Origin of the sequence: Treponema sp. UBA753 (genome assembly GCF_002297325.1) — a bacterium.
In the GTDB taxonomy this organism is placed as follows: Bacteria; Spirochaetota; Spirochaetia; order Treponematales; family Treponemataceae; genus Treponema_D.
Genome location: NZ_DBKJ01000041.1, coordinates 1 through 22468, shown reverse-complemented (window position 1 = coordinate 22468; position 22468 = coordinate 1). Strand labels below are relative to the sequence as shown.

21 protein-coding genes and 4 tRNA genes are annotated in these 22468 nt (G+C 38.0%); 14 read left to right on the top strand and 11 right to left on the bottom strand.

Annotation, left to right across the window (positions count from 1 at the left end; translation table 11 throughout):
* Nucleotides 1-74 precede the first annotated feature (74 nt).
* The 8 genes from B4C08_RS03205 to B4C08_RS03170 form a co-directional block, all read right to left on the bottom strand.
* A tRNA-Leu gene (locus tag B4C08_RS03205) sits at nt 75-155 on the bottom strand.
* A gap of 39 nt (nt 156-194) precedes the next feature.
* A tRNA-Lys gene (locus B4C08_RS03200) sits at nt 195-267 on the bottom strand.
* Between the two features lie 7 nt (nt 268-274).
* Nucleotides 275-348 (bottom strand) — tRNA-Arg (locus tag B4C08_RS03195).
* A 31-nt stretch (nt 349-379) separates the two neighbouring features.
* A tRNA-His gene (locus B4C08_RS03190) sits at nt 380-451 on the bottom strand.
* 78 nt (nt 452-529) lie between these two features.
* Nucleotides 530-1300, bottom strand: a complete 771-nt coding sequence (locus tag B4C08_RS03185; protein ID WP_296662782.1) for an energy-coupling factor transporter transmembrane component T family protein — start codon at nt 1298-1300, stop codon at nt 530-532.
* Complete coding sequence (locus B4C08_RS03180; protein ID WP_296662779.1) at nt 1297-2124, bottom strand: energy-coupling factor ABC transporter ATP-binding protein; 828 nt, start codon at nt 2122-2124, stop codon at nt 1297-1299. Before B4C08_RS03180 ends, B4C08_RS03185 begins: the two co-directional genes overlap by 4 nt.
* The gene (locus tag B4C08_RS03175) at nt 2121-2963 is read right to left on the bottom strand and encodes an energy-coupling factor ABC transporter ATP-binding protein (RefSeq protein ID WP_296662776.1); all 843 of its coding nucleotides are present in this window, start codon (nt 2961-2963) and stop codon (nt 2121-2123) included. The genes B4C08_RS03180 and B4C08_RS03175 overlap by 4 nt, the downstream gene beginning before the upstream one ends.
* A 14-nt stretch (nt 2964-2977) precedes the next feature.
* Entirely contained in the window at nt 2978-3535 is a 558-nt protein-coding gene (locus B4C08_RS03170) for a tryptophan transporter (protein WP_296662773.1), read from the bottom strand.
* A gap of 141 nt (nt 3536-3676) precedes the next feature.
* Between B4C08_RS03170 and B4C08_RS03165 the strand changes: the two genes are divergently transcribed.
* The 7 genes from B4C08_RS03165 (at nt 3677) to B4C08_RS03135 (ending at nt 10568) form a co-directional block, all read left to right on the top strand.
* Nucleotides 3677-4576 (top strand): ankyrin repeat domain-containing protein, encoded by a 900-nt coding sequence (locus B4C08_RS03165; RefSeq protein WP_296662769.1) that lies wholly within the window; start codon nt 3677-3679, stop codon nt 4574-4576.
* Between the two features lie 4 nt (nt 4577-4580).
* Nucleotides 4581-5732, top strand: coding sequence for an undecaprenyldiphospho-muramoylpentapeptide beta-N-acetylglucosaminyltransferase (gene murG / locus B4C08_RS03160; protein WP_296662767.1), 1152 nt, complete (start codon nt 4581-4583; stop codon nt 5730-5732).
* Nucleotides 5729-6262, top strand: a complete 534-nt coding sequence (locus tag B4C08_RS03155; RefSeq protein ID WP_296662766.1) for a CvpA family protein — start codon at nt 5729-5731, stop codon at nt 6260-6262. The genes murG and B4C08_RS03155 overlap by 4 nt, the downstream gene beginning before the upstream one ends.
* 2 nt (nt 6263-6264) lie before the next feature.
* Nucleotides 6265-7503: a DNA polymerase III gene (locus B4C08_RS03150; protein ID WP_296662765.1), complete on the top strand. Its 1239-nt coding sequence runs from the start codon at nt 6265-6267 to the stop codon at nt 7501-7503.
* Between the two features lie 20 nt (nt 7504-7523).
* On the top strand, nt 7524-8711 hold the full coding sequence (locus tag B4C08_RS03145; protein WP_296662763.1) for a two-component system sensor histidine kinase NtrB: 1188 nt from the start codon (nt 7524-7526) through the stop codon (nt 8709-8711).
* A 74-nt stretch (nt 8712-8785) separates the two neighbouring features.
* A complete protein-coding gene (locus B4C08_RS03140) occupies nt 8786-10159 on the top strand; it encodes a sigma-54-dependent transcriptional regulator (protein ID WP_296662761.1) in 1374 nt (457 codons plus the stop codon).
* On the top strand, nt 10143-10568 hold the full coding sequence (locus tag B4C08_RS03135; protein ID WP_296662758.1) for a DnaJ domain-containing protein: 426 nt from the start codon (nt 10143-10145) through the stop codon (nt 10566-10568). The genes B4C08_RS03140 and B4C08_RS03135 overlap by 17 nt, the downstream gene beginning before the upstream one ends.
* A gap of 2 nt (nt 10569-10570) precedes the next feature.
* On the opposite strand, the gene B4C08_RS03130 is transcribed toward B4C08_RS03135, so the two are convergent.
* Nucleotides 10571-11404, bottom strand: a complete 834-nt coding sequence (locus B4C08_RS03130; protein WP_296662755.1) for an AraC family transcriptional regulator — start codon at nt 11402-11404, stop codon at nt 10571-10573.
* Nucleotides 11405-11551: 147 nt separating this feature from the next.
* Here B4C08_RS03130 and xylB point away from each other — a divergent pair, with 147 nt between their 5' ends.
* From xylB to cmk, 5 genes are all read left to right on the top strand, one after another.
* The gene (gene xylB, locus B4C08_RS03125) at nt 11552-13039 is read left to right on the top strand and encodes a xylulokinase (RefSeq protein ID WP_296662752.1); all 1488 of its coding nucleotides are present in this window, start codon (nt 11552-11554) and stop codon (nt 13037-13039) included.
* Nucleotides 13040-13111: 72 nt separating this feature from the next.
* Nucleotides 13112-14425 carry a xylose isomerase gene (gene xylA, locus B4C08_RS03120; RefSeq protein ID WP_296662747.1) on the top strand — a complete coding sequence of 438 codons (1314 nt, stop codon included), beginning with the start codon at nt 13112-13114 and terminating at the stop codon, nt 14423-14425.
* A gap of 285 nt (nt 14426-14710) precedes the next feature.
* Entirely contained in the window at nt 14711-16201 is a 1491-nt protein-coding gene (murC, locus tag B4C08_RS03115; protein WP_414717761.1) for a UDP-N-acetylmuramate--L-alanine ligase, read from the top strand.
* 9 nt (nt 16202-16210) lie between these two features.
* A complete protein-coding gene (locus tag B4C08_RS03110; protein WP_296662736.1) occupies nt 16211-17080 on the top strand; it encodes a YicC/YloC family endoribonuclease in 870 nt (289 codons plus the stop codon).
* A gap of 42 nt (nt 17081-17122) precedes the next feature.
* Complete coding sequence (cmk, locus tag B4C08_RS03105) at nt 17123-17683, top strand: (d)CMP kinase (RefSeq protein ID WP_296662732.1); 561 nt, start codon at nt 17123-17125, stop codon at nt 17681-17683.
* Between the two features lie 71 nt (nt 17684-17754).
* On the opposite strand, the gene thrC is transcribed toward cmk, so the two are convergent.
* The gene (gene thrC / locus B4C08_RS03100; protein WP_296662728.1) at nt 17755-19167 is read right to left on the bottom strand and encodes a threonine synthase; all 1413 of its coding nucleotides are present in this window, start codon (nt 19165-19167) and stop codon (nt 17755-17757) included.
* 52 nt (nt 19168-19219) lie between these two features.
* A complete protein-coding gene (locus B4C08_RS03095) occupies nt 19220-19870 on the bottom strand; it encodes a CPBP family intramembrane glutamic endopeptidase (RefSeq protein ID WP_296662724.1) in 651 nt (216 codons plus the stop codon).
* Between the two features lie 80 nt (nt 19871-19950).
* Here B4C08_RS03095 and B4C08_RS03090 point away from each other — a divergent pair, with 80 nt between their 5' ends.
* The gene (locus tag B4C08_RS03090) at nt 19951-21066 is read left to right on the top strand and encodes a PilZ domain-containing protein (RefSeq protein WP_296662720.1); all 1116 of its coding nucleotides are present in this window, start codon (nt 19951-19953) and stop codon (nt 21064-21066) included.
* A 70-nt stretch (nt 21067-21136) separates the two neighbouring features.
* Nucleotides 21137-22297, top strand: coding sequence for a hypothetical protein (locus B4C08_RS03085; protein ID WP_296662715.1), 1161 nt, complete (start codon nt 21137-21139; stop codon nt 22295-22297).
* Nucleotides 22298-22468: the final 171 nt, after the last annotated feature.

Sequence of the window (22468 nt, the reverse complement as noted above, 5' to 3'; positions counted from 1 at the left end):
ACCATTGAGCCATTTCCGCAAAACCTCTGCGTTTTGTATTAATTTCTTTTCAACTAAAAAGAAGATTAAAAATATGCGAAAGGAGGGACTTGAACCCTCACGCCTAGGGCACTAGATCCTAAGTCTAGCGTGTCTGCCAATTTCACCACTCTCGCGTGAATTTTTTGACCTACACAGAGTGTTTCAAAATCCTTTGAGCGATGGGAGGATCGAACTCCCGACCCACAGATTAAGAGTCTGTTGCTCTACCAGCTGAGCTAATCGCCCGATTTTATGCGTCCGACACGGCTCGAACGTGCAACCTTCGGATTCGAAGTCCACTGCTCTATCCAGTTGAGCTACGAACGCGTCCTGCTGCACGGCTCCACGTTGGAATCCGGGTGCCTGGTGGGATTTGAACCCACGACAACCAGATCCACAATCTGGCGCTCTACCCCTGAACTACAGGCACCATGCAATCAACGAAATAGAATATATCTGAATTACTTTTGTTGGTCAAGCAGAAACTACAAAATTTCTAAAAAAAAATTCATTTTATAAAGTTTCCCAAGATACTCACCGCAATCAGTAAAAATGACACGGCAAAGCACACAAAGTCCCGCGCTTTATATGGATATTTTTTTAGGCAGCAGCCGGATGTCCGCAGTTTGAAGCCGCGCAAGTCAGCCGCAATTGCCGTTCCGCTTGTTTTTCTCACAGAAGAAACCAAAAGGGGAGCGCACAAAGGCAAAATCAGCGCAAGTTTTTTCAGCGGATTTTTTGTGTCCAGCTGGATTCCGCGTGAAGTCTGAGCTTCCTGAATTCCTTCCATTTCCTGCGCAAAAACCGGAATAAAACGGATTGCGGTTGTCAATGTAAATGCGTATTTGTACGGAACGTGAAGTTTTTCAACAAGCGCGTTTGAAAGGTCGGCAAGTTTCGTAACAGAAAGCATCAGGGCAAGCGGAAGAGTTGCGCCGCAAAGTTTAAGCACAAGATTCAGCGAGGTTGCAAGCCCGGCATCTGTTATTTTCAAAAATGAAATCTGGTAAACAACATTGCCGCTTCTTATTATCAAAATCTGAAGAATAAAAAGGAAAACTGAAATTTTAACAAGCCCTTTCAAAAGCCTGAATGTCCTTGCTGAAATTCCGCAGAGAATTCCCGTCGCAATGTCAACGGCAAGAAGCAGAACCAGAATTTCAGCGGACGAGGAAATAAAGCATGATGCGCAAACCGCCATTGAAAAAATCAGCTTTGAAACTGGATTCATTTTGTGGAAAACAGAAGTTCCCGGAACGTAATCGACAAGTCCTTTCATTTTATTGCCTCCTGAATTTTTGCGGCAAGCTCATCTGCTGTGCGGACGTTTTCAAAATTGAATCTGCCCGGAAATTTTTCTTCAAGCTCAAGCGCAATCTGAATAATCTGCGGAGGAAGAAGGCTAGCTTTTTGCAAGATTTCTTTGCTGCGCATTATTTCAAGAGTTTTTCCGTCCGCCTCGATTTTTCCGTTTGCAAGAACAATCATCCGCTGTGCGAAGTCAAGAACAAGCTCCATGTCGTGGCAAACCATAATTACTGTTGTTCCGTTTTGGTTCAGCTCTTTTACTGCGCTCATGATTTCCATGCATTCCTTGTAGTCAAGCCCGGTTGTCGGCTCGTCAAGAATCATGACTTTCGGTTCGACTGCAATAATTGAAGCCAATGCAAGCCGCTGCCTTTGTCCTCGGCTAAGTGAAAATGGTGCTTCATCCGGATTGAATCCAAATCGCCCGATAATTTTTTCTGTGCGCTTAGAAATTTCCTCTTCAGTTCCTGTTTTCAAAGCTTTCTGCCCGAATGCAATTTCGTCCCGGACTGTGTAAGTGCAAAGCTGGCGGTCAGGATTCTGAAAAAGAAAGCCTGTGTTTTTTGCAAGCACGCTGTTTTTCGCTTTTTTTGTGTCGATTCCGTTTACGCTGATTTTTCCGTCGGAAGGCTTTAAAATTCCTGCAAGAAGTTTGCTGAATGTTGACTTTCCGGCTCCGTTCTCTCCTGTGAGCGCAACAAATTCTCCATCTTTTATTGAAAGTGAAATTCCGTGAATAAGCTCGGCATCTTTTGTTTTTCCGTAGCCGAATCGGACTGAATCGCATTCAATCATAAAAGTCCTCCTGCAAGCGAAACGGCTTCTTTTGTGTCAATGCAAATTTCTTTTTCCGGCGTTATCATTTTGCGTGAAAGAAGGCTTTTGTAAAAATCAACTGCGCGCGGATAATTTACGCCAAGCAAAGCAAGCTCGCTGGAATTTTTTAGAACATCGCGGATATTTCCAAAAGACTTTAAAGAGCCTTTGTCAATCACGGCAAGTTTTTTGGCAAATTCACAAAGCAGCATGATTTTTTGTTCTATTACAATAATTGTCATTCCGTAAGATTCATTCAGGTCTTTTAGAATTCTAAAAATGTTTCTGCTGGATGCCGGGTCAAGTTCGCCGGTCGGCTCGTCAAGCACAAGAATTTTAGGCTTCAGCGCGAGAATTGCGGCAACTGCGGTTTTCTGTTTTTGTCCGCCGCTCAGTCCGGAAATTTCCCGGCTGCGGAGATTTTCAATTCCGGTTTCTTTCAACGCCCACTCAAGCCGGCTTTCGATTTCGTCTTTTGGGATTCCAAAATTTTCAAGTCCGAAAAGAATTTCATCTTCAACAATGGAGCAAGTCATCTGGCTGTCGATGTCCTGAAAAACGCTTCCGACTTCAAGCGCAATGCTGCACGGATCGTTTTCAAAAACATCTTTTCCGTTTACGCAGACTTTTCCGTAATATTCGCCTTTGTAGTGGTGCGGAATGATTCCGTTTATCGCGCAGCTGAGTGTTGTTTTTCCGGCTCCAGACGCTCCGATTATTCCGACAAAATCGCCGTCTTGAATTTCCATTGAAATATTTTTCAACACAGGAACTGAACTTCCGCTATACGCAAAGCTTAAATTTTCTATGCTTATCATTTTGCCACCGATTGTTATTTCAAAGTCATTTTCAGCGGAATATAAAGCAGCTGGACAAGAACCGCGTTAATGCAGGCCGTGCAAAGAACAATCGGAATGTAAGCCGCAAGTGTCGCCTTGTCTGCGCGGAGAGCAAAAATCAGCAGAACTGTGTAAAGTCCGCCGCTCACGAATGTGCTGAACAAAGTTGCGACTGCTGGTTTGAAATCGATTTTTCCAAGCTTAGGAAGCGGAATTTTTATCAGAAGCGACATCACGATTGCGCCCGCAAATTCGCTTGCAAAGTTCAAGTACGGAGTTCCCGGAAAGAACTGGCAGATTGCGCCTGCAAGAATTCCGATTACCGCCGCCGCTGCTACATTTGCGTTAATCAATGCAATCGCCATGCAGTACATTGCGATAATAAAGTTTGGTTTCATTCCGCCGATGTTAATGAGCGAGCCTACAAAAAATTTTAGAACCGCTCCGGCCGCAAGCAAAACTGCAACTAGAATCAAGTCGCGGATTTGAAGTCCTTTTTTCTCTGAAGTTTCAAGAACACGTTTTTCACCAAGATTTTCGTTTTCATTCATAAAAAGCTCCTGTCTATTTTGTTTCTGTTAGTAGAAACGTATATCTGATGTGCTTTTTTGTCAAGAGAGAAAATTATTTTTTTTTCAAAATGAAATTTTAAGGCAATAGACTTTTGAACAAAGCTAAGCTATAATTTAAGAATGAAATGGTTGATTGTTGCTCAGACGGCTCAGGAAGAAAATGCAAACCGAGCTGAAATTTTTTTTACTTCAAATAAATGCGATTCTGAAAAAATTGTTTTAAATCAATATGAAAAAAATTTAAAAGACATTTTTGAGAAAATTTCAATTTTTGACGGTTTTTTGTTTTTTTCTAATTCTGAAAATTCTGCGCTGCTTTTGTCTTGGGCATTTGGCTTTTGCTATGGAAAAAAAATACAAGTTCTTGCTTTAGATGAAGAAAAAAAATACAGCGAGTTATTTCCTTTTGAAAATGAAAAATCATCTTTAAAAAATTTCTATTCTGAAAACGAGCTTTTTAAATGGCTTGAAAAAAATATCGATGAAATAAAATCAGACAGTTTAAAACGCGCAAATAGAAATTCACTTTTGGAGCAAGGAATTACATGCAACGCGGACAGTTTTGAATTTTATCTTGAAAAAGAAAAAACTGAAATTTGCAAATCAATTTTGAATTCTGGAATAGACGTGAATTCAAAAACATTGCAAGGAGTTCCGCTTTTGTGTGTCGCAACAAGAAATGACAACAAGGAAATGCTTGAGCTTCTACTTGAAAAAGGCGCGGACATAAATGAAGTTTCCGAAGACAGAGGATATTCTCCTGTGATGGATGCTGTCTGGCGGAAAAACTACGAAATTGCAAAACTTCTTATAGATCATGGCGCGGACTTGAGCACAATGAGTTCAGACGGGCAGTCTATTCTTGTGCTTGCAGTTGGAAACGGAAATTCAAAAATTGTAAAACTGCTTTTGGATTCCGGCGCAGATCCAGACATAAAGGACAGCATGGGGATGAGCGCGCGTGGATATGCGTCGCTTTTCAAAAATGAAGAGCTTATGAAGCTGATGAAAAAAAAATAAAAAAATGTCTAAGAAAAAAATTGTAATCGCTTTTGCAGGCGGCGGAACAGGCGGACACATATACCCGGGAATTGCCATTGCTGATGAACTGAAAAAGTTTTCCAATGAATCAACTGAAATAGAAATTCACTGGATTGGAAATTCCAAGGGAATGGATTCTGCAATAATTGAAAAAAATCTTTTGTCATTAGGTGGAAGCATTTCTTGTTTTCATGGAATCCCATGTGGAAAGCTTAGGCGTTATTTTTCGCTGAAAAATTTCACAGACTTTTTTAAAATATTCGCAGGATTTATAAAATCATTTTTTATTCTAAAAAAAATAAAGCCGGATTTTCTTTTTTCAAAAGGCGGATTTGTAAGTGTACCTCTGTGCGCCGCCGCTGCTCTTTTAAAGATTCCGTATTTTACTCACGAGTGCGATTTTACTCCGGGACTTGCAACACGAATCAACAGCAAAAAAGCTTCTAAAATTTTAATTTCATATGAGGAAACAAAAAAATATTTCAATGATTTTCAAAAGAAAAAATGCATCGTTACAGGAAATCCAGTTCGTCCGGCATTTTACAATGACAGTTCAGAAGCTGGAAAAAAATTTCTTGGCATAGATAATGGTTGCAAAAAAAATATTCTTTTAATTTTAGGCGGAAGCCTTGGCGCAAACCAGATAAATAATCTTGTGATTGAATGCCTTGATGAACTTAAAAAAGATTTCATAGTCGTTCATCAAACTGGAAAAAAATTTGCACAGGAAAATCATGACATTATGGCTTTTGGCGATGACAACTACAAGCCTTACGAATTTATTTTTAATGAAATGGTTTCTGTAATTCAATCCGCGGATATAATAATTTCCAGAGCTGGAGCAAATTCTTTATGGGAATGCGCCGTTTGTTCAAAGCCGATGATTTTAATTCCTTTGTGCGGTGCAGGAACAAGAGGCGATCAAGTTGACAATGCAGAATATTTTGCAAACAGAGGTGCTGCCATTGCTTTAACAGGAAAAGATGCTACAAAAGAAAATCTTCTTGATGCATTATCTGAAATGAAAAATTCAGAAACTAGAAATAAATTTGCTGAAAGCTGCAAGTCCATTTGCAAAGAAAAAAAGCCTTCTGAAATTATAGCAAATCTGATTTTGGAGCAGATAAAAATATGATGTTCCCCGCAATCGATATTGTTTTTTTGCTTGTTGTTTTGACGTTTGCAATTATTGGAGCAATAAACGGATTTTTAAATGAAGTGTTCGGAAAAGCAGCTCCAGTTGTAAGTATTTGGGTTGCAATTCTTTTTTACGGACGGCTGGTTTCTCCAATTGAAAAGCATTTGAAAATTCATTTAGTTTCTGTTGTGCTTTCTTTTTTGCTGATTTTTATAATTGCATTTATAGTTATGAAAATTCTTCAGACTGCAATAAAAAATATTTTTGGCGGTGAAATTTTCAAAGATCTGGATAGATTTTTAGGCTTTGTTTTTGGATTTTTGGAAGGACTTGCAATTGTTGGAGTTGTTTTAATTTTAATGAAAGCTCAGCCTTGGTTTAAGGTTGATTCAATTCTCAATGAAAGTTTTTTTTCAAAAGTGCTAAGTCCAGTTATTTCAATTCCGCTTGAAAGCCTTACAAAAGCAGTTGAAAAAAATTCATCAGTTCCGCTTGCCATTCCACTTGAACAAATCCAAGGAAATTAAAAATGTTTGAAAATATTTTGAACCAAAGCGCGACAAAATTATTGCAAGAAGACATTGAAAAAAAACGCTTTCCAAATTCAATCCTGTTTTCAGGACCTTCATCTTCTGGAAAACTTTCCTGTGCTTTGGAAACTGCAAGAGTTCTTTCATGCGCAAATTCTGGCGAATGGAATTGCACTTGTTCAAACTGCCGGCAACACAAAGCTATGGTAAGTCAAAATCTTCTTATTTGCGGTGCTGGAAACCGAACGTTGGAAATTGCTGCAGCGAAAAAAACTTTAATAAGTCAAAATATTCAAAACACAAAACATCTTGAGGCTTCAAGGTATCTTTATTTACGCGCAGTAAGAAAACTTATTTCAAAGTTCAATTCTGTGCTTTGGGACGGAGATGACAAGCTTCAAAAATTTTCTCCACTTTTACAAAATATAGAAGAGGGACTTGAAAAAATTCAGCCAGGAAGAATTCTTCCAGATGACGAAGAGTTAAAAAAAATTTTAGACTCAATTGAAAAAGATTGCATAAAACTTGAAAACAGTTTTTTATACAGTTCACTTCCTGTTTTGCAGATAAGGAATTTTTCTTCCTGGGCGCACTTAAGCTCGAGCAATGGAAGAAAAGTTCTGGTTATTGAAAATGCAGATTTAATGGCAGACAGCGCAAGGAATGCTTTGCTTAAAATTCTTGAAGAGCCTCCAGAAGATGTAGTATTTATACTTACAACTACAAAACGAGGCGCAATGCTTCCGACAATTCTTTCAAGAGTCCGCACTTACAATTTTTTTGAACGCTCGCCAGAACAGCAGAAAAATGTCATAAATAGAATTTTTCACTATGAGCCTGTTTTCAATAATGAAAAAGAATTTTGTAGCATAACGGAATTCTTGCAGTCATTTTTAACAGTAAACCCTGAGCTTGTAAAATCTTGCGCAGCTGACTTTTTCAATAACGTAGCTCAAGGACACGTTCCTGATATTCCAAAAATAATTTCAACTTGCGCTTCATTTGAACCAAGAATTCTTTTTAAAATTTTTATCTGCGGAATTATTGAATCTCAAGAAAAATTAAAATCCTCTGCTGCAGGTTCAGAAGTTTCTTTTATGATTTTAAAACTGCTTAGAACTTCATTAAATAATGTTGAAATTTTTAATCAGAATCCATCAGCCTGCCTTGAAGAGCTTGCAAGAAATTTAATGCATATAAATTACATGAATGACGGCATTCTAAAAAAATTAGCTTGATTTTTTTGAGGAAAATTTAAATGACAGATTTCGTTGAAAAGGCATCTGAAAAAATCACAAAGCTTTCTGATGAACAGCTTGAACGTCTTTTGAATACAGTCCGTGAAGAAAATGAAATATATGATTCAATAATTCAAAGCATTCCTTCAGGACTTGTAATCGTTGATAAAAATTGGTACATAACAAAAATAAACAAATCTGCAAAACGTTATCTTCATTTTTTTCATCTTCATCAAATAAAATCAGAACCTGTTTGGAATCTTATAGCGGATGAGGAAGTTTCAAATTTTATTTCCTTTTGCGCGCAGGAACAAAACACAAATACAAGTGAAGAATTTTCTATAGTTTCCGCGGATGATAAAGCAAGGTTCATCGTTGTTTCAATTTTGCCTCTTGTGCGTGATGGAAAAATCGCAGGAACAATTATTTTTATTGAAGACATAACTGCAAAACGTCAGCAGGAAATTTTAATGCACAGAATGGAAAGTTTAAAAAGCCTGACAAATCTTGCCGCATCAGTTGCACATGAAATAAAAAATCCGCTTGGCGCAATAAGCATTCATATTCAGCTTTTGCAAAAATCAATAAAAAAATGCAGGGAAGGCGACGGTCAGCTTCCTGATGAAAAATTCATGGAAAAATATCTTTCCGTCGTGAATGAAGAAATCGAAAACTTGAATAAAATCGTAATGGATTTTTTGTTTGCAGTGCGCCCTTTAAAAGTAAACATGACTCTTTCTGATCCTGACTCAATAATAGAAAAATCAATAAATTTTTTCATGCCAGAATTTGAAAACTGCGGAATAGAAGTTTCTGTAAATTTGCAAGGAGAAGGAAACAGGCTCTTAATTGATGAAAAACTTTTCAGAGAAATTTTTATAAACATTGTGCAAAATGCAAAAGCTGCAATTCTTTCTAGCAAAAAAAACAACGGAAAGCTCGCTGTAAATTCTTTTATAAAAAATGATCATTATATACTCACAATTGCAGATAACGGATGCGGAATGGACGAAGCGACTTGCTCAAGAATTTTTGAGCCTTACTACACAACAAAAGCAGACGGAACTGGACTTGGACTTACAACTGTTTATAAAATTGTAAAAGAGTTTAGAGGAGAAATAACTGTAAATTCAGAACTGAATGAAGGCACTGTTTTTACTGTGCAAATTCCTGTGCCACAAAAAGAAACTATGCTTCTTGAAGAATAATTTATAACCTAACGCTTGCTTTAATATAAAATATTTATTGATTTTAATTGATTCTTTTTTTTTAGGAGGAAAAATTGAAATTTACAATTTTAATTATAGATGATGAAAAAAATATCCGGGAAGGACTTGCGGCTAATTTTGAGCTTGAAGATTACAATGTAAAAACAGCAGCTTCTGGAAAAGAAGGACTTGATCTGATTTCAAAAGGCGACATAGATTTAGTAATTACAGATTTAAGAATGCCAGGAATTTCCGGTGAAGAAGTTTTAAATCATGTTGCAACAGAAACTCCAGGAATTCCAGTCATTATTCTTACTGGCCACGGAAGTATTGATTCCGCAGTAGATGCAATGAGACATGGCGCTTACGATTTTCTTACAAAACCGTTGAACCTTGATCAACTTGGAATGATTGTAAAACGCGCGCTGGAAAGCAGGCAAATCAAAATTGAGCATCAAGAGTTAAAAAAAGAAGTTGCTGAAAATTCTGCATTAAAAGAAATGATAGGTTCTTCCGCCGTAATGCAAAAAATCCAGGAGACAATAAAAAAGGCGGCTGCATCTAAAGCGAGCGTTCTTATCACTGGTGAAAGCGGAGTTGGAAAAGAAGTTGTTGCCCGGGCTATTCACGCTTTATCTGGAAGGCACGATAAGACTATGATAAATGTTCATTGCGCGGCTCTAAGTGAAACTCTTTTGGAAAGTGAGCTTTTCGGACATGAAAAAGGAGCTTTTACTGGAGCTGACCATTTGCAAAAAGGCAGATTTGAACTTGCCCACGGAAGCACAATTTTTCTTGATGAAATCGGGGAAATAAATCAGAATGTTCAGATAAAAATTCTTAGAGTTCTTGCTGAAAAAAAATTTGAACGTGTCGGCGGAGAGCAGACTATAGAAGTCGATGTCCGTGTAATCGCAGCAACAAATAAAAATCTTGAGGAAGAAATAAAAGCTGGAAGATTCCGAGAAGATTTATATTACCGCCTAAATGTAATTCACATTCATGTTCCGCCTCTCCGGGAACGAAAAAGTGACTTACCGCTTTTGATTTCAGCATTCTTGGAAGAGTTCAACAAAGAAAATGGAAAAAAAGTAAAAGGATTTTCAGGAAAGGCGAAAGCCGCAATTATGAAATATGATTGGCCGGGAAATATAAGAGAACTTCGCAATTGTGTTGAAAGCGCAGTTGTAATGAGTTCAGGAGATGAAATAAACATTGAAGATCTTCCGCCGGCAGTTGCGAAAAGCTCACAGGAAAACAGCATTGAAATTCCATTTGGAATAACTTTAGATGAAGCTGAAAAAATAATCATTCAACAAAATTTAGCATCAAACAAAAACAACAAAAGCAAAACTGCGGATATTCTTGGAATCGGAAGAAAAACATTGCAGCGAAAACTTTCAGAGTGGGGCGAAGACGAGGAAAAAAAAGATGGAGACAATGTATGACAAGCTCGGGGATCTTTTAAATGAAACTTTAAAATCCGGGCAAGTAAAATTTAAAAAGAAAATAAAATATTCAGAAAAAGAAATTCCTCCTGAAAAAAAATCAGAAGAAAATTCTTATAAAGAAAATATCAGCAAGAACAAAAGTAAGGCAGAACCAAAAAATCAAACAGAGCCTTTAAAAAATAAAAATTCATCTTTAAGAAAGATAACGCCGGAAGTTGAACGCGCATGCAGGTTGCTTGATATAACTGCTTCTGCAAATCAAAACGATGTAAAAAAAGCTTATAAAGAAAAACTGAAATATTTTCATCCAGACAAATATGACAAAAATCCTGTGCTAAAAAAAGTTGCAACAAATAAAACGCAAATGATTGTTGAAGCCTACGAGCTTTTAATGAAGTCTTTTTAACTTTATGATGAAAACGCAGCTCTATAAGAAGATGGAGCAAGCCCCGTGCATTTTTTAAATACTCTCGAAAAATGAAACTGATTTTCAAAAGAAAATTCATCCGCAATTTCAGAAACTGTGCTTGAAGAATTTATCAAGGCGAGGGCAGCCGTTTGAATTTTTAGCCGCATAAAGTATTGATGCGGAGTCATCTGCATTTCATCTTTAAAAATTCGTATGAAATGCTCTTCCGAAATTCCGCAGAAATTTGCAACCTCTGAAACAGAACATCTTGCGTAAACTTTTTTCTCCATAAATTTTATTGAATGTTCAACGTAGTTTTTTGCAGTTTTTGATTTTTTTTGCTCAGCGATTTTTGTTTCCGTTTTATTTTGTTTTCCGAACCAGCGGAACAGGCAGCTTTCAAGAAGCAATTCCGCCGATTTTTTTAAGTCCGCAGAATCCGACTTTGAAAATTTCATTATGTCTTCAAGTATAAATTTTATAGAAGCAGTTTCATTGCTGGCAACCGGCTGATTTTTTTTTCTGCTTGAAGAATTTATCAATAATTGATATAGCTTTTTTTCAGACTTGCTCAGTGAAAAAAGAACTGCATAGTAAGTAAGTGGCTTTTTTACTTCTTTTGGCAAAATTGAATGAAATTCGCGCGGAAAAACTAGAAACAATGTGTTATTCCTTATGCTGTAAGAAGTTCTGTTTGAAAAAAAAGTTCCTTCACCTTCCGAAAAAAAATGAATTTCAAATTCCATTTCTCCATGTGAATGATAACGTCCGTGCCATGCAAGTTTCTCTCCGGCAATCAATTTGTAAATAAAGGCAGTTTCTTTTATTTCCACAATATTTTTCCTGTTTATTTTAAATATTTTAGCATGAAAAATCAATTTTGGATATATAAAATCAGTTTTCTGTATTGCTTTATAGTCATTTCAGGCTGATACTATTTTTGTAAGCGAAACGAATTTTAATTTTTTCTGGAGGTTTTTATGAAAACTGTCGCTGGAATTGACTTGGGAACACAAAGCATGAAAGTTGTTCTCTATGATTATGAAACTAAAAAAACTATGGAAAGCTCGTCTTGCCCAATGGAGCTTATTTCAGAATCAGACGGAACAAGAGAGCAAAAAACTGAATGGTACAAAAAAGGTCTTGAAGTCTGTTTTTCAAAACTTTCTTCAGAAGGAAAAAAATCAATACAAGCGCTTGGCGTTTCTGGCCAGCAGCACGGATTTGTTCCTTTGGATTCAGAAGGAAATCCGCTTTACAATATAAAGCTTTGGAACGACACTTCAACTGCAAAAGAATGCGAGCTTATTACAAACACTGCAGGTGGACAAGATGAAGTTGTAAAAGAGGTTCAGAATTTTATTTTGCCTGGATTTACCGCTCCAAAAATTTTGTGGCTCAAACTGCATAAAAAAGAGCTTTTTGAAAAACTTCATTACATAATGCTTCCTCATGATTATTTGAATTATATTCTTACTGGAAATTATGTGATGGAACAAGGAGACGCTTCTGGAACTGCTTTGTTCAATTCAAAAGAAAAAAGATGGTCAAAAAAAATCTGCGACGCAATTGATGAATCTCTTATAGAAAAACTTCCAAAAATTATTGCAAGCGATGAGCCTTCAGGATTTGTTTCAAAAGAAACTGCTGCTTGGCTTGGAATTCCAGAGGGCGCGCCTGTTTCTTCTGGAGGCGGAGATAATATGATGAGCGCAATTGGAACCGGAGCTGTAAAAAGCGGAACACTTACAATGAGCATGGGAACTTCTGGAACTTTGTACGGCTTTAGCGATTCTTCTGTTTCTGATCCGGCGGAAGGCATTTCAGGATTCTGTTCCTCTTCCGGAGGATATTTGCCTCTTCTTTGCACAATGAACTGCACGGTTGCTTCCGAAGAAATCAGGATGCTTTTAAATCTTGATGTAAAGGAATTCGACGCTGAAGCTGAAAAGTCAAAACCGGGATGCGAAGGAGTTTTTGTGCTTCCGTTCTTTAATGGAGAGAGAACTCCGAATCTTCCGCACGGAAAAGCAAGCATAACTGGACTTACGGTAGCAAATTGCAGCCGGGTGAATATCGCAAGAGCCGCACTTGAAAGCGCAGTATATTCAATGAGAGCCGGACTTGATTCATTTAAAAAACACGGCTTTACACCAAAGGAACTTCGGCTGACTGGAGGAGGAGCAAAAAGCAAAGTGTGGAGACAGATTGCGGCAGATATTATGAACCTTCCTGTAAAAGTTCCAGTTTCACCAGAAGCCGCGGCATTTGGTGCTGCACTGCAAGCTTTGTGGTGCTTAAAGAAATTGCAGGGAAATCCGGTTTCAATGGAAAGTCTTGCGGAAACACATGTTGCGCTAGACGAATCCAAGACAACTTTGCCGGACGAAAAAAATGTCCAAGAATACAGCAAGTCATTTGAAGAATATAAAATTTTGGTGAACCAGCTTTCGCCATTGTACAAGTAAAAAAAAGTTTGCGGTGCAAACTTCAATATAAAGAGCCGGTTTAAAAAATAAAAACTGGCTTTAGGAGGATTTATGTCATTTTTCAAAGGCTCAAAAGAGTACTTTCCAGGAATCGGTCAGATCAAGTATGAAGGTCCAAAATCAAAAAATCCGCTGGCATTCAAATACTATGATGCTGAAAAAGTTGTAATGGGCAAAAAAATGAAAGACTGGCTCAAATTCACAGTAGCCTACTGGCATTCTTTCTGCGCAGACGGAGGAGATCCTTTTGGAAGCGGAACGCGTGAATTCACCTGGAAAACTCCAGAAGAAAAAGTTGACGCAGCATTTGAATTCATAACAAAACTCGGCTGCGAATATTACGCCTGGCACGACCGCGACATCTGCCCGGAAGGATCAAGCCCTGCCGACAGTGAAAAAAAACTTTCACATATAACAGATCTTCTGCTTGAACGTCAGAAAGAAACCGGCATAAAGCTTCTGTGGGGAACAGCAAACGTATTCAATAATCCGCGCTACATGAACGGAGCCGCAACAAATCCCGACTTCGATGTAGTTGCGCAGGCAGCAAGCCAAATAAAGGCAGCAATTGACAACACAATCAAACTTGGAGGAGCGGGCTACACATTCTGGGGCGGACGAGAAGGCTACATGAGCCTTCTGAACACAGACATGAAAGCAGAAAAAGAGCACCTCGCCATGATGCTTACTTTGGCACGCGACTACGCAAGAAAACAAGGATTCACAGGCTGCTTCTACATAGAGCCTAAGCCAATGGAGCCAACAAAGCATCAGTATGACTACGACTCAGAAACTGTAATCGGATTTCTTCGCGCTCATGGACTTGACAAGGACTTCAAGCTGAATATCGAAGCGAATCATGCTGAGCTTGCAGGACACGAATTTGCGCACGAGCTTACAATCTGCGTAGACAACGGAATGCTTGGCTCAATCGACGCAAACCGAGGAGACCCTGTAAACGGCTGGGACACAGACCAGTTTCCGGTAAGCATTTACGAAACAACACAGGCAATGCTTCAAGTAATCAGAATGGGCGGATTCACAACAGGTGGACTTAACTTTGATGCAAAAGTCAGAAGAAATTCCATTGCTCCAGAAGATTTGTTTATAGCGCACATCGGCGGAATGGATATTTTTGCTCGCGGACTTGAAAAAGCAGTTCAGCTCATTGAAGACGGACGCATTCCTTCAATGGTAAAAGAACGTTACGCAAGCTTTGATTCTGGTAACGGAAAACTTTTTTCTGAAGGAAAACTCACACTTGACCAAGTTGCTTCACTTGCAAAACCTTATGAGCAAGTTGCAAAAACTTCAGGCAAGCAGGAACTTTATGAAAATATTCTCAACCAGATTTGCCTTGGATAAATACGTCTGGTCAAGGTACGCTTACACTCAAGGCCTTGACTCAGCCGTTTTTAGGTTTTTGATAAACCCTAAATAAAAAAAAGCAGTCTTCGGAGTTTTCCCGATGGCTGCTTTTTCCCAATGCAATCGGGAAGCTCCCGAAACCAGCTTTTTGAAAATTTCATCTTCGAAAAAATCCCGAATGATGTTTTTTGTACAGATGAGTATTCGGGAATTTTCCGAATGCGAATTTCAGCATAATTCCATTATTTGCAAAAACATTGTTTCTATTGTAAAATGTCTTCCATGGAAAAATCGATTCTCCCTCAAGACTTAACCGGAGTTCACATACATTTTGTTGGAATCAAAGGCACTGGAATGGCGGCTCTTGTAGAAATTCTTTCTGCCCGCAAAGCTGTAATCACTGGCAGCGATGTTTCAGAAAGATTCTACACTGACGAAATTCTTGAAAAGCTTGGAATCAAAGCCCTGCCGTTCAGCGAAAAAAATATTACAGAAAAAACTCAGCTTGTAATCTATTCAAGCGCGTATTCACCTGAAAAAAATCTAGATCTTGCGCAGGCAAAAAAACTTGATATTCCGCTTCTTTTGTACAGCGAGGCTTTGGGCGAAATTTCAAGAACTGCATATAGCTGCGGAATTTGCGGTGTCCATGGAAAAACCACAACAACCGGTCTTGCAGGAACAATGCTAAAGGAGCTTGACCTTCCGTCTCAAGTTCTAGCAGGAAGCATTATTTCTTCTTTTGGAAATTCCTGCACAATGACTTCCCAAGAATTTTCAAATTCCAATTCAACTAAAAAAAAGTACTTTGTTGCGGAAACTTGCGAGTACCAGCGGCACTTTATGTCTTTTTTTCCGCAGAAAATAATTTTGACTTCCGTTGAAAGCGATCATCAAGATTACTATCCGACTTTTGCCGATATTCAAAATGCTTTCGTTGACTACATCTGCAAGCTTCCAGAAAACGGAGAGCTGATTTTTTGCGCTGACGACAAAGGAGCTTGCGAGACAGCCGCTCTTGCAAAGAAAAAACGAAGCGACATAAATTTTATTCCTTATGGTGAAAATGCTGAAGGCGACTTTAAACTTTCATTTGGAAAAGTTGAGGGCGGAAAACAGTTCTTTAAAATCGGGAAAACTGAATGCGCTCTTCATGTGCCTGGAAAACACAACGCAAGAAATGCCGCTGCCGCATTTGCTCTGTGCTTCAAACTTTTGCAAGCCGCCGGAAAAAATCCGCAGGAATATTTTGACAAGTTAAAAAACGGACTTGAAAAATTTTCAGGCGGAAAACGCAGAAGCGAAATTGTTGGGCGCGCGAAAAATAAATTCGGACAGGACATAATTTTTATCGATGACTACGGACATCATCCGACAGCGATAAAAACGACCTTGGCTGGATTCAGACAATTTTATAAAGACCACAAAATTATAGTTGACTTTATGAGCCATACTTACACGCGGACAGCGGCTTTGCTTGAAGAGTTCGCATCAAGTTTTGAAAGCGCGGATATGGTTGTCATAAATAAAATCTACGGAAGCGCACGGGAAAAAGCAGACAGTTCAACTGTAACTGGAAAAATTCTTGCCGAGCACGCAAAAAAATATCATCCGAATGTTGTCTATGCAAAAGAATTTGAAGAGGCTGCTCAAATAATAGAAAGCGAACTGAACAAAAAATCCGATGCAAAAGACGGATACGTTTTTGTTACAATGGGAGCAGGAGACAATTTCAAAGTCGGTCAAATGGTTATTGAAAAATTTAAAGTTTAGGAAAAATGTATGAACAGCATGACAGGCTACGGCTTTAAAGAAGCTATTGTAGAAAACACGCAGATAAGCGTTGAAATAAAATCAGTCAATTCACGCTTCCTTGATTTATCTGTAAACATTCCATCTTTTTTGAATCCGCTTGAAGCAAGAATCAGAAAGGCTGTAAGCGAAAAAATTGTCCGCGGAAAAATCGACTTGACAATTCGGGTTCGCGACAACAATTCAACAGCAAAGGTCAGTTCAGATCCAGCTGCGGCAAAAATGTACAGCGACGCGATTTTGGAAATTGCAAAGGCTTTGGGAAAATCAGAGTCAGAAATTCCTTTGAGCCTGATTGTTTCGCAGGAAGGCGTTTTGAATGTTTCTCATGAATACGACGCTGAATCCTACTGGAAAAAAATTGAAGGTGTTTTTTCTGAAGTTCTTGAGCAATTTATAAAAGACCGCAAGCGTGAAGGTGAAAATTTAAAAAATGATTTGCTTGAAAAACTTTCTACGCTTGATGAATGCGCCACATTTTTTAAGAAGTGGCAACCTGAAATGGAAAAAAAATTCCGAGAGCAGATTTCAGCAAAATTCCATGAACTTCTTGCAGACAAAGCGGACGAAAATCGCATAATGTCTGAAACTGCGGCGATGATTGTAAAGTACACAATCAACGAGGAAATCATAAGGCTTCAAAGCCACTTGCAGGCTCTCAGAAAAGAAATCAACGAAAATCCAATTCCGGGTAAAAAAATTGATTTTATCTGTCAGGAAGCGAACCGCGAGATTAATACAATTGGAAGCAAAAACCAGTTTACAGAAGTCGGTGAAAAAGTAATTGACGCAAAGAATGCCCTTGAAAATATAAGAGAGCAGGGCAAAAACGTTGAATAGCAATAATTGAAACTTTCTATTTGACTTTTTATAGGAGTTGTTATGAATTATAAAATTCCACAAGGAAAAGAACTTAGAGTTGCCATAAGCGGAAAATCTGGCTGCGGAAATACAACCGTAAGCACTTTGCTTGCACAAAAACTGAATGTAAAACTTATAAACTTTACTTTCCGTCAGCTTGCGGCAGAAAAAAATCTTACGCTTGCACAAGTAATTGAAAATGCAAAAACTGATGACAGCTATGACATTGCAGTTGACACAAGGCAGGTTGAGCTTGCAAAAAAAGAGAGTTGTGTTCTTGGAAGCCGGCTCGCAATCTGGATGCTGAAAGAAGCTGATTTAAAAGTTTATCTTATTGCTGATGACAATATCCGCGCACAAAGAATCTTGAACAGAGAAGGCGGCTTACTTGAAGAAATAAAAAGGTTCACTGCAATGAGAGATTCTGAAGACAGCCGCCGCTATAAAAAACTTTACAACATCGACAACAGCAGCTTTGACTTTGCAGATTTGAAAATTGACACGGCTTTATTCAGCCCAGAGCAAATAGTAGAAAAAATTCTTTTGGAGCTTGAAAAAAGAAACCTTGTAACAGCTGAATAATTTTTTTAGCCACTGCAATTATTGATGAAAAAAGCCTCGGAAAAATCCGAGGCTTTTTTCATATAAAAATTCTACAAATTTGAAATCAGCCATTCCTTGAATGAGTCGTAATCTTTGCTCATTGGAATTGCGTTATCAGGAAGAGAAATAACTTTTTCCAGACGTTCAGGAAGAGCAGGCTCTTGTCCGATTGCCTTATAAACTGTTGCACCGAATTTTGCAGGATGAGCAGTTTCAAGAATTATTGCAGATGCTTTTTTGTCTACAACAGTTTTTGCCCAAGAAGGAACATTCGGTGTAAGGCCTGGTTTTGTAAAATCATTTTTCTGACCGTTTACAAGTTTTTCCATTTCTCCGCCACGAATATCATTCCAGGCTTTCCAGGCAACAGCTCCATGAGGATCTATTACATATCCAGTTTTGTTTTTGCAGCTTTTTATTCCGTCAATAGTACCTTCGTCATCTGTCCAATATGAAGCAAAAAGATTTCTCACTTGCTCAAGCGAATACATTGCGGCAATTCTTTCATAGTTGCTAGGAGCGCCAACATCCATCGCATTACTTAATGTCGCAACAGAAGGACGTGTTTTGTATTGGCCGCTTGCAATCCAATCTGGCACTGTATGGTTTGAATTTGTCGCGGCAACAAATCCTGTTATAGGTGCTCCCATTTCACGCGCAATAAGTCCCGATGTAAGATTTCCAAAGTTTCCGCTTGGAACAATAACAATAATTGCGTCCCCTCCATTTTTGCTGTCAAACGGAATTCTCTTTTTTACAACGAGAGATGAATACATATAATAGAAAGACTGCGGCAAAAGGCGGGAAATATTAATTGAGTTTGCAGAAGAAAGCCTGAACTTGGATCTTAAATCTTTATCTGTAAACGCAGTTTTAACAAGTTTCTGGCAGTCATCAAAAGTTCCCTTTACTTTCAATGCGCGGACATTTCCTGTGAAAGTTGAAAGCTGCTTTTCCTGCAATGGTGAAATTTTTCCGTCCGGATAAAGAATTGTAACGTCGATTCCTGGAACATTGTGAAACGCGCTTCCTACAGCGGAGCCTGTGTCTCCGGAAGTCGCAACCAAAATATGAAGGTTGTCATTTTCTGAGCGGTTGAAATATGACATTACGCGCGCCATAAATCTTGCTCCAAAATCCTTGAATGCGCAAGTCGGTCCGTGGAAAAGCTCAAGAACATAAGTTACAGGATCAATTGGAACAACTTTTGAAGAAAATGGATAGCAGTCCTGAATTATAGATTCCAAGTCTGTATCTGGAATTTCATTTTCAACATAAGGCTTTGCCATTTCGTAGGCAATTTCGCGGAATGAAGGTTCTGGATTACGCTCCAAAAATGAATTTTCAAGATGCGGAAAATCAGTCGGCATATAAAGTCCGCCAGTTTCTGCATTCATTCCATTCAAAACCGCAGTTCTAAAATCAACACTTACTTTTTTATCTCTTGTATCTGTATATTTCATAAAATTCCTCATGTGAAAATTATTTCAAAAGTATACCAATGATTATAAAGTTTTACAACAGCACAGAAAATACAACAAGCGAAAGATTATAGATAAAATGGGCTGCAAAAGAAGGCGCGATTGAAGCCGTTTTTATTCTGCAAAGCCTTAGGACTGCGCCGCAAAAAGCCGCATTGCAAACAGAAATCCATCCTAAATATCTGTGGGCAAGCGCGAAAATTACAACTGAAAATATTTCCACGGGAATTTTCCATTTTTCCAAAAGTGAATTTAAAGTTTCTGGAACAAACTGCCTGTAAAGAACTTCTTCAAAAAATGCGCCAGCTGCCAATGTAAAAATAAGAAAAGCCCAAGACAAAACATTTTCTGGCTTTTTTAATAAAATTTCAGTTTGAGCGGAAGAAACTTTAAAGGCAAAAGAAAAAGCATGGACGGCAGCAAAAATCAGCATTAAAAAGCCAAGTGTAAGCGCGCTCCATTTCAATGAATTAACAAGCCAAATAAATTTTTCATTCGCAGATTTTTTTTTGCATTTGTTTTCTATTTTAAATTGAAACTGAAGAATTGCCGCAATAAAAAATTCAGCCAGCACAGAAAAAGAAAATTCTTCGCTTAAATAAGTTCCTTTGTCTGCAAAAATCGGCGGAATCAGCAAAAAAACAAAAACAATTAAAAGCTCTGCTAAAATGTATCTTTTTTTCATTTTGGTATGTTATACTATCAAGAAACTGCAAAATTTACTATAATAAATACGTAAATGCATAAAATTCTGGAGGTGGTTTTGTGCCAGCTGTAATTTCCGTAATTATAACTCTTGCTTTTATTTTAGCGCTTTTTAAATTGTACAAGGCTTCAACTGAAAAAATGAATTTTTTTTCAAAAGGTTTTGACTATGGATTCAAGCATTCTGAAATTTCTGCGCTATGGCAACTTGCAAAAAAATGCGGAATTGAAGAGCCGCTTTCGCTTTATATTTCAGAAAATTCCGTGAATAGATGCATTTCTTCAGTAATCGAAGAAGCAAAGCAAAAAGGCGCAGAAGACTCAACGCAAGTCCAGGCATTTCTTGAAAAACTTTATAAATTCAAAACGCGCGTAATTCTTGACAAGGAAAACAAGCGCGGAATAGAAAGCACAAAATCACTTGATGCAAACCAAAAGCTAAGCGTTATTTTAAAAGGAAAAGGAGTTTTCAAGTCGCGCATTTTAAACAATGGAACTCAGCTCATAATTCTTCTTCCGTATCAAATTTCAAAGCAGTCCAAGCGGCCGGAATTCCTTTCTGAATCAGAATGGGACGGAAAAGAAATTTCAGTTTACTTTTGGCGCAACGGAGATGCAGGCTACGCTTTTGACACAAAAGTTATCGGAACTGGAATTTTCAGAAGCGACAAAGCATTGTTTTTAATGCATTCAACAAAACTCGACCGCACTCAAAAAAGGCAGTCAATAAGATGCAAATGCGAAATTTACGCACAGATGTACATTGTTCAACAAGGCGAAAAAATTGAATACGACAAAGTTGAAACCGCGCCCGGATACAAATGCCTGCTTGAAGACATAAGCGAAGACGGTGCAATGATAAGAATCGGCGGAAAAGGAAAGGCGAATGTCCGCATAAAAATTCAATTTGAAATAAACGGCGCGCTCGTTGTCATGCACGGAATAATCAGAGCGGTTGAGTGGAACAGTCAGCTTGGCCAGTCAAGAATTCATTTTGAATGCACGCACATTGAAAAAGGCATGAGAAACACAGTTCTTGCGTTTGTTTACAATGTGATTCCGCCGGAGCAAAAAGAAATTCATCAGGCAATCGAGCAAGCTTCTTCGGAAGAAAATCAAGTTCAAGAAGAAACCAGCACAGAAGAAAATGTTCAAAAGGAAAATTCAAGCCAGTAGTTTTTGAAGCGGTCGGAATGTATAGAAATTTTTCTATATATTTTATATTATTTACAAAAGAAGATTTGCTATGAAAAAAAATTTATTTAAACAAATATTTTTAGTTGCTCTTTCAGTCTGCGGATTTTGCTATGCGCAGGAATCTTATATGTCTGATTTTTACAAAGGAAACTTGGTTGAAAAAAAGCAAGTTGTAGAATCATCAAGCGCGGCTGGAGATTCTTCAATTGCAATCGCTTCACTTGACTTTTCAATTTCCGCTTATGATGCGCTTAGTTCAGACGCTGATTTTATAAATCTTGTTGAAACTTCTGTAAAATCACTTACAGCAGGAAACAGCAAAGGCAAGGAAAAAATCATCTCTGAAAAGCTTAGGACAATATTTAAAATTTTTAACAATTCAAAAATAAAAGTCGCAGTGATTGACGCCTTTTCTGTTTTTCAGTCGCCGGAAAATCTTTATCTTGTAAATGACTTTTTCTACAGCAAAATGCAGAAATCGCAGGAAATGGACGAAGCTCTTTTAAAGGCAGTTCTTTTTATGGGCTCCTACGGAAATTCCGCATCGTTCAATATGCTTTTTATTGCTGACATTCTCGATGTCTGGCCGTCTTACAGCGCAATTTTAGCTTCATCTTACGGCGGACTTGCAAACGAAAGCGAAAAGGAAATTCTTCAGTTTTTGTCTACAGTTCCAATTGAAAAAAAGATTTTGATTTTAAAAAGGCTTGATGAAAATCCAAAAGTTTCAAAAAAAATCTGCGGAGAAGCTGCAGAAAACGCATTGTCATCAGTTATATATAATATTGAAGGAGCAAAACCTGATTTTTCAGGAAGCAAGCTGAATTTGACTCTTGTCTGCCTTCAAGTATTTTCTGACACACAATGGACTAGAGCCGCATCTTTAATTGCTTCGTGCTTTAATGGAATTAAACAAGAATATGAAAACGGAAATCTTTCCGATGAAGACTTTTCTTCTACAATAAAAAACATGGCTTCTGTTTCATCTTCGGAAACTTCATCTGCGCTTTCATCTTATCTTGATTTTCTAAACAAGCAAACTGAAAAAAATCTGCCTCTTAGCAAAGCCGTTGTGCTTTCTTTAATCAATTCATTGGGGGAAATGGGCGACAAGGCCGCTTTTGACAGCCTGCTTTATGCAACTTATCTTGATTATCCGGAGGAGGTTATAGCTGCCGCAAAAAATGCCCTTGCAAAATTAAAGTGGTAGAATTCTTAAAAGAAAATTTTCTAAATCCTTTTGTTCTTGCGGCGGTAATATTTTGCATTTTTATTTACTCAGGAATTTTTAAATGCAAAGAGCGTTTTCCATACAAAAGTCTGATTCCTTTAGAGAAAATAGAAACAACTTCTGGCATAGTTTATTCCAATCCTTCAAAAA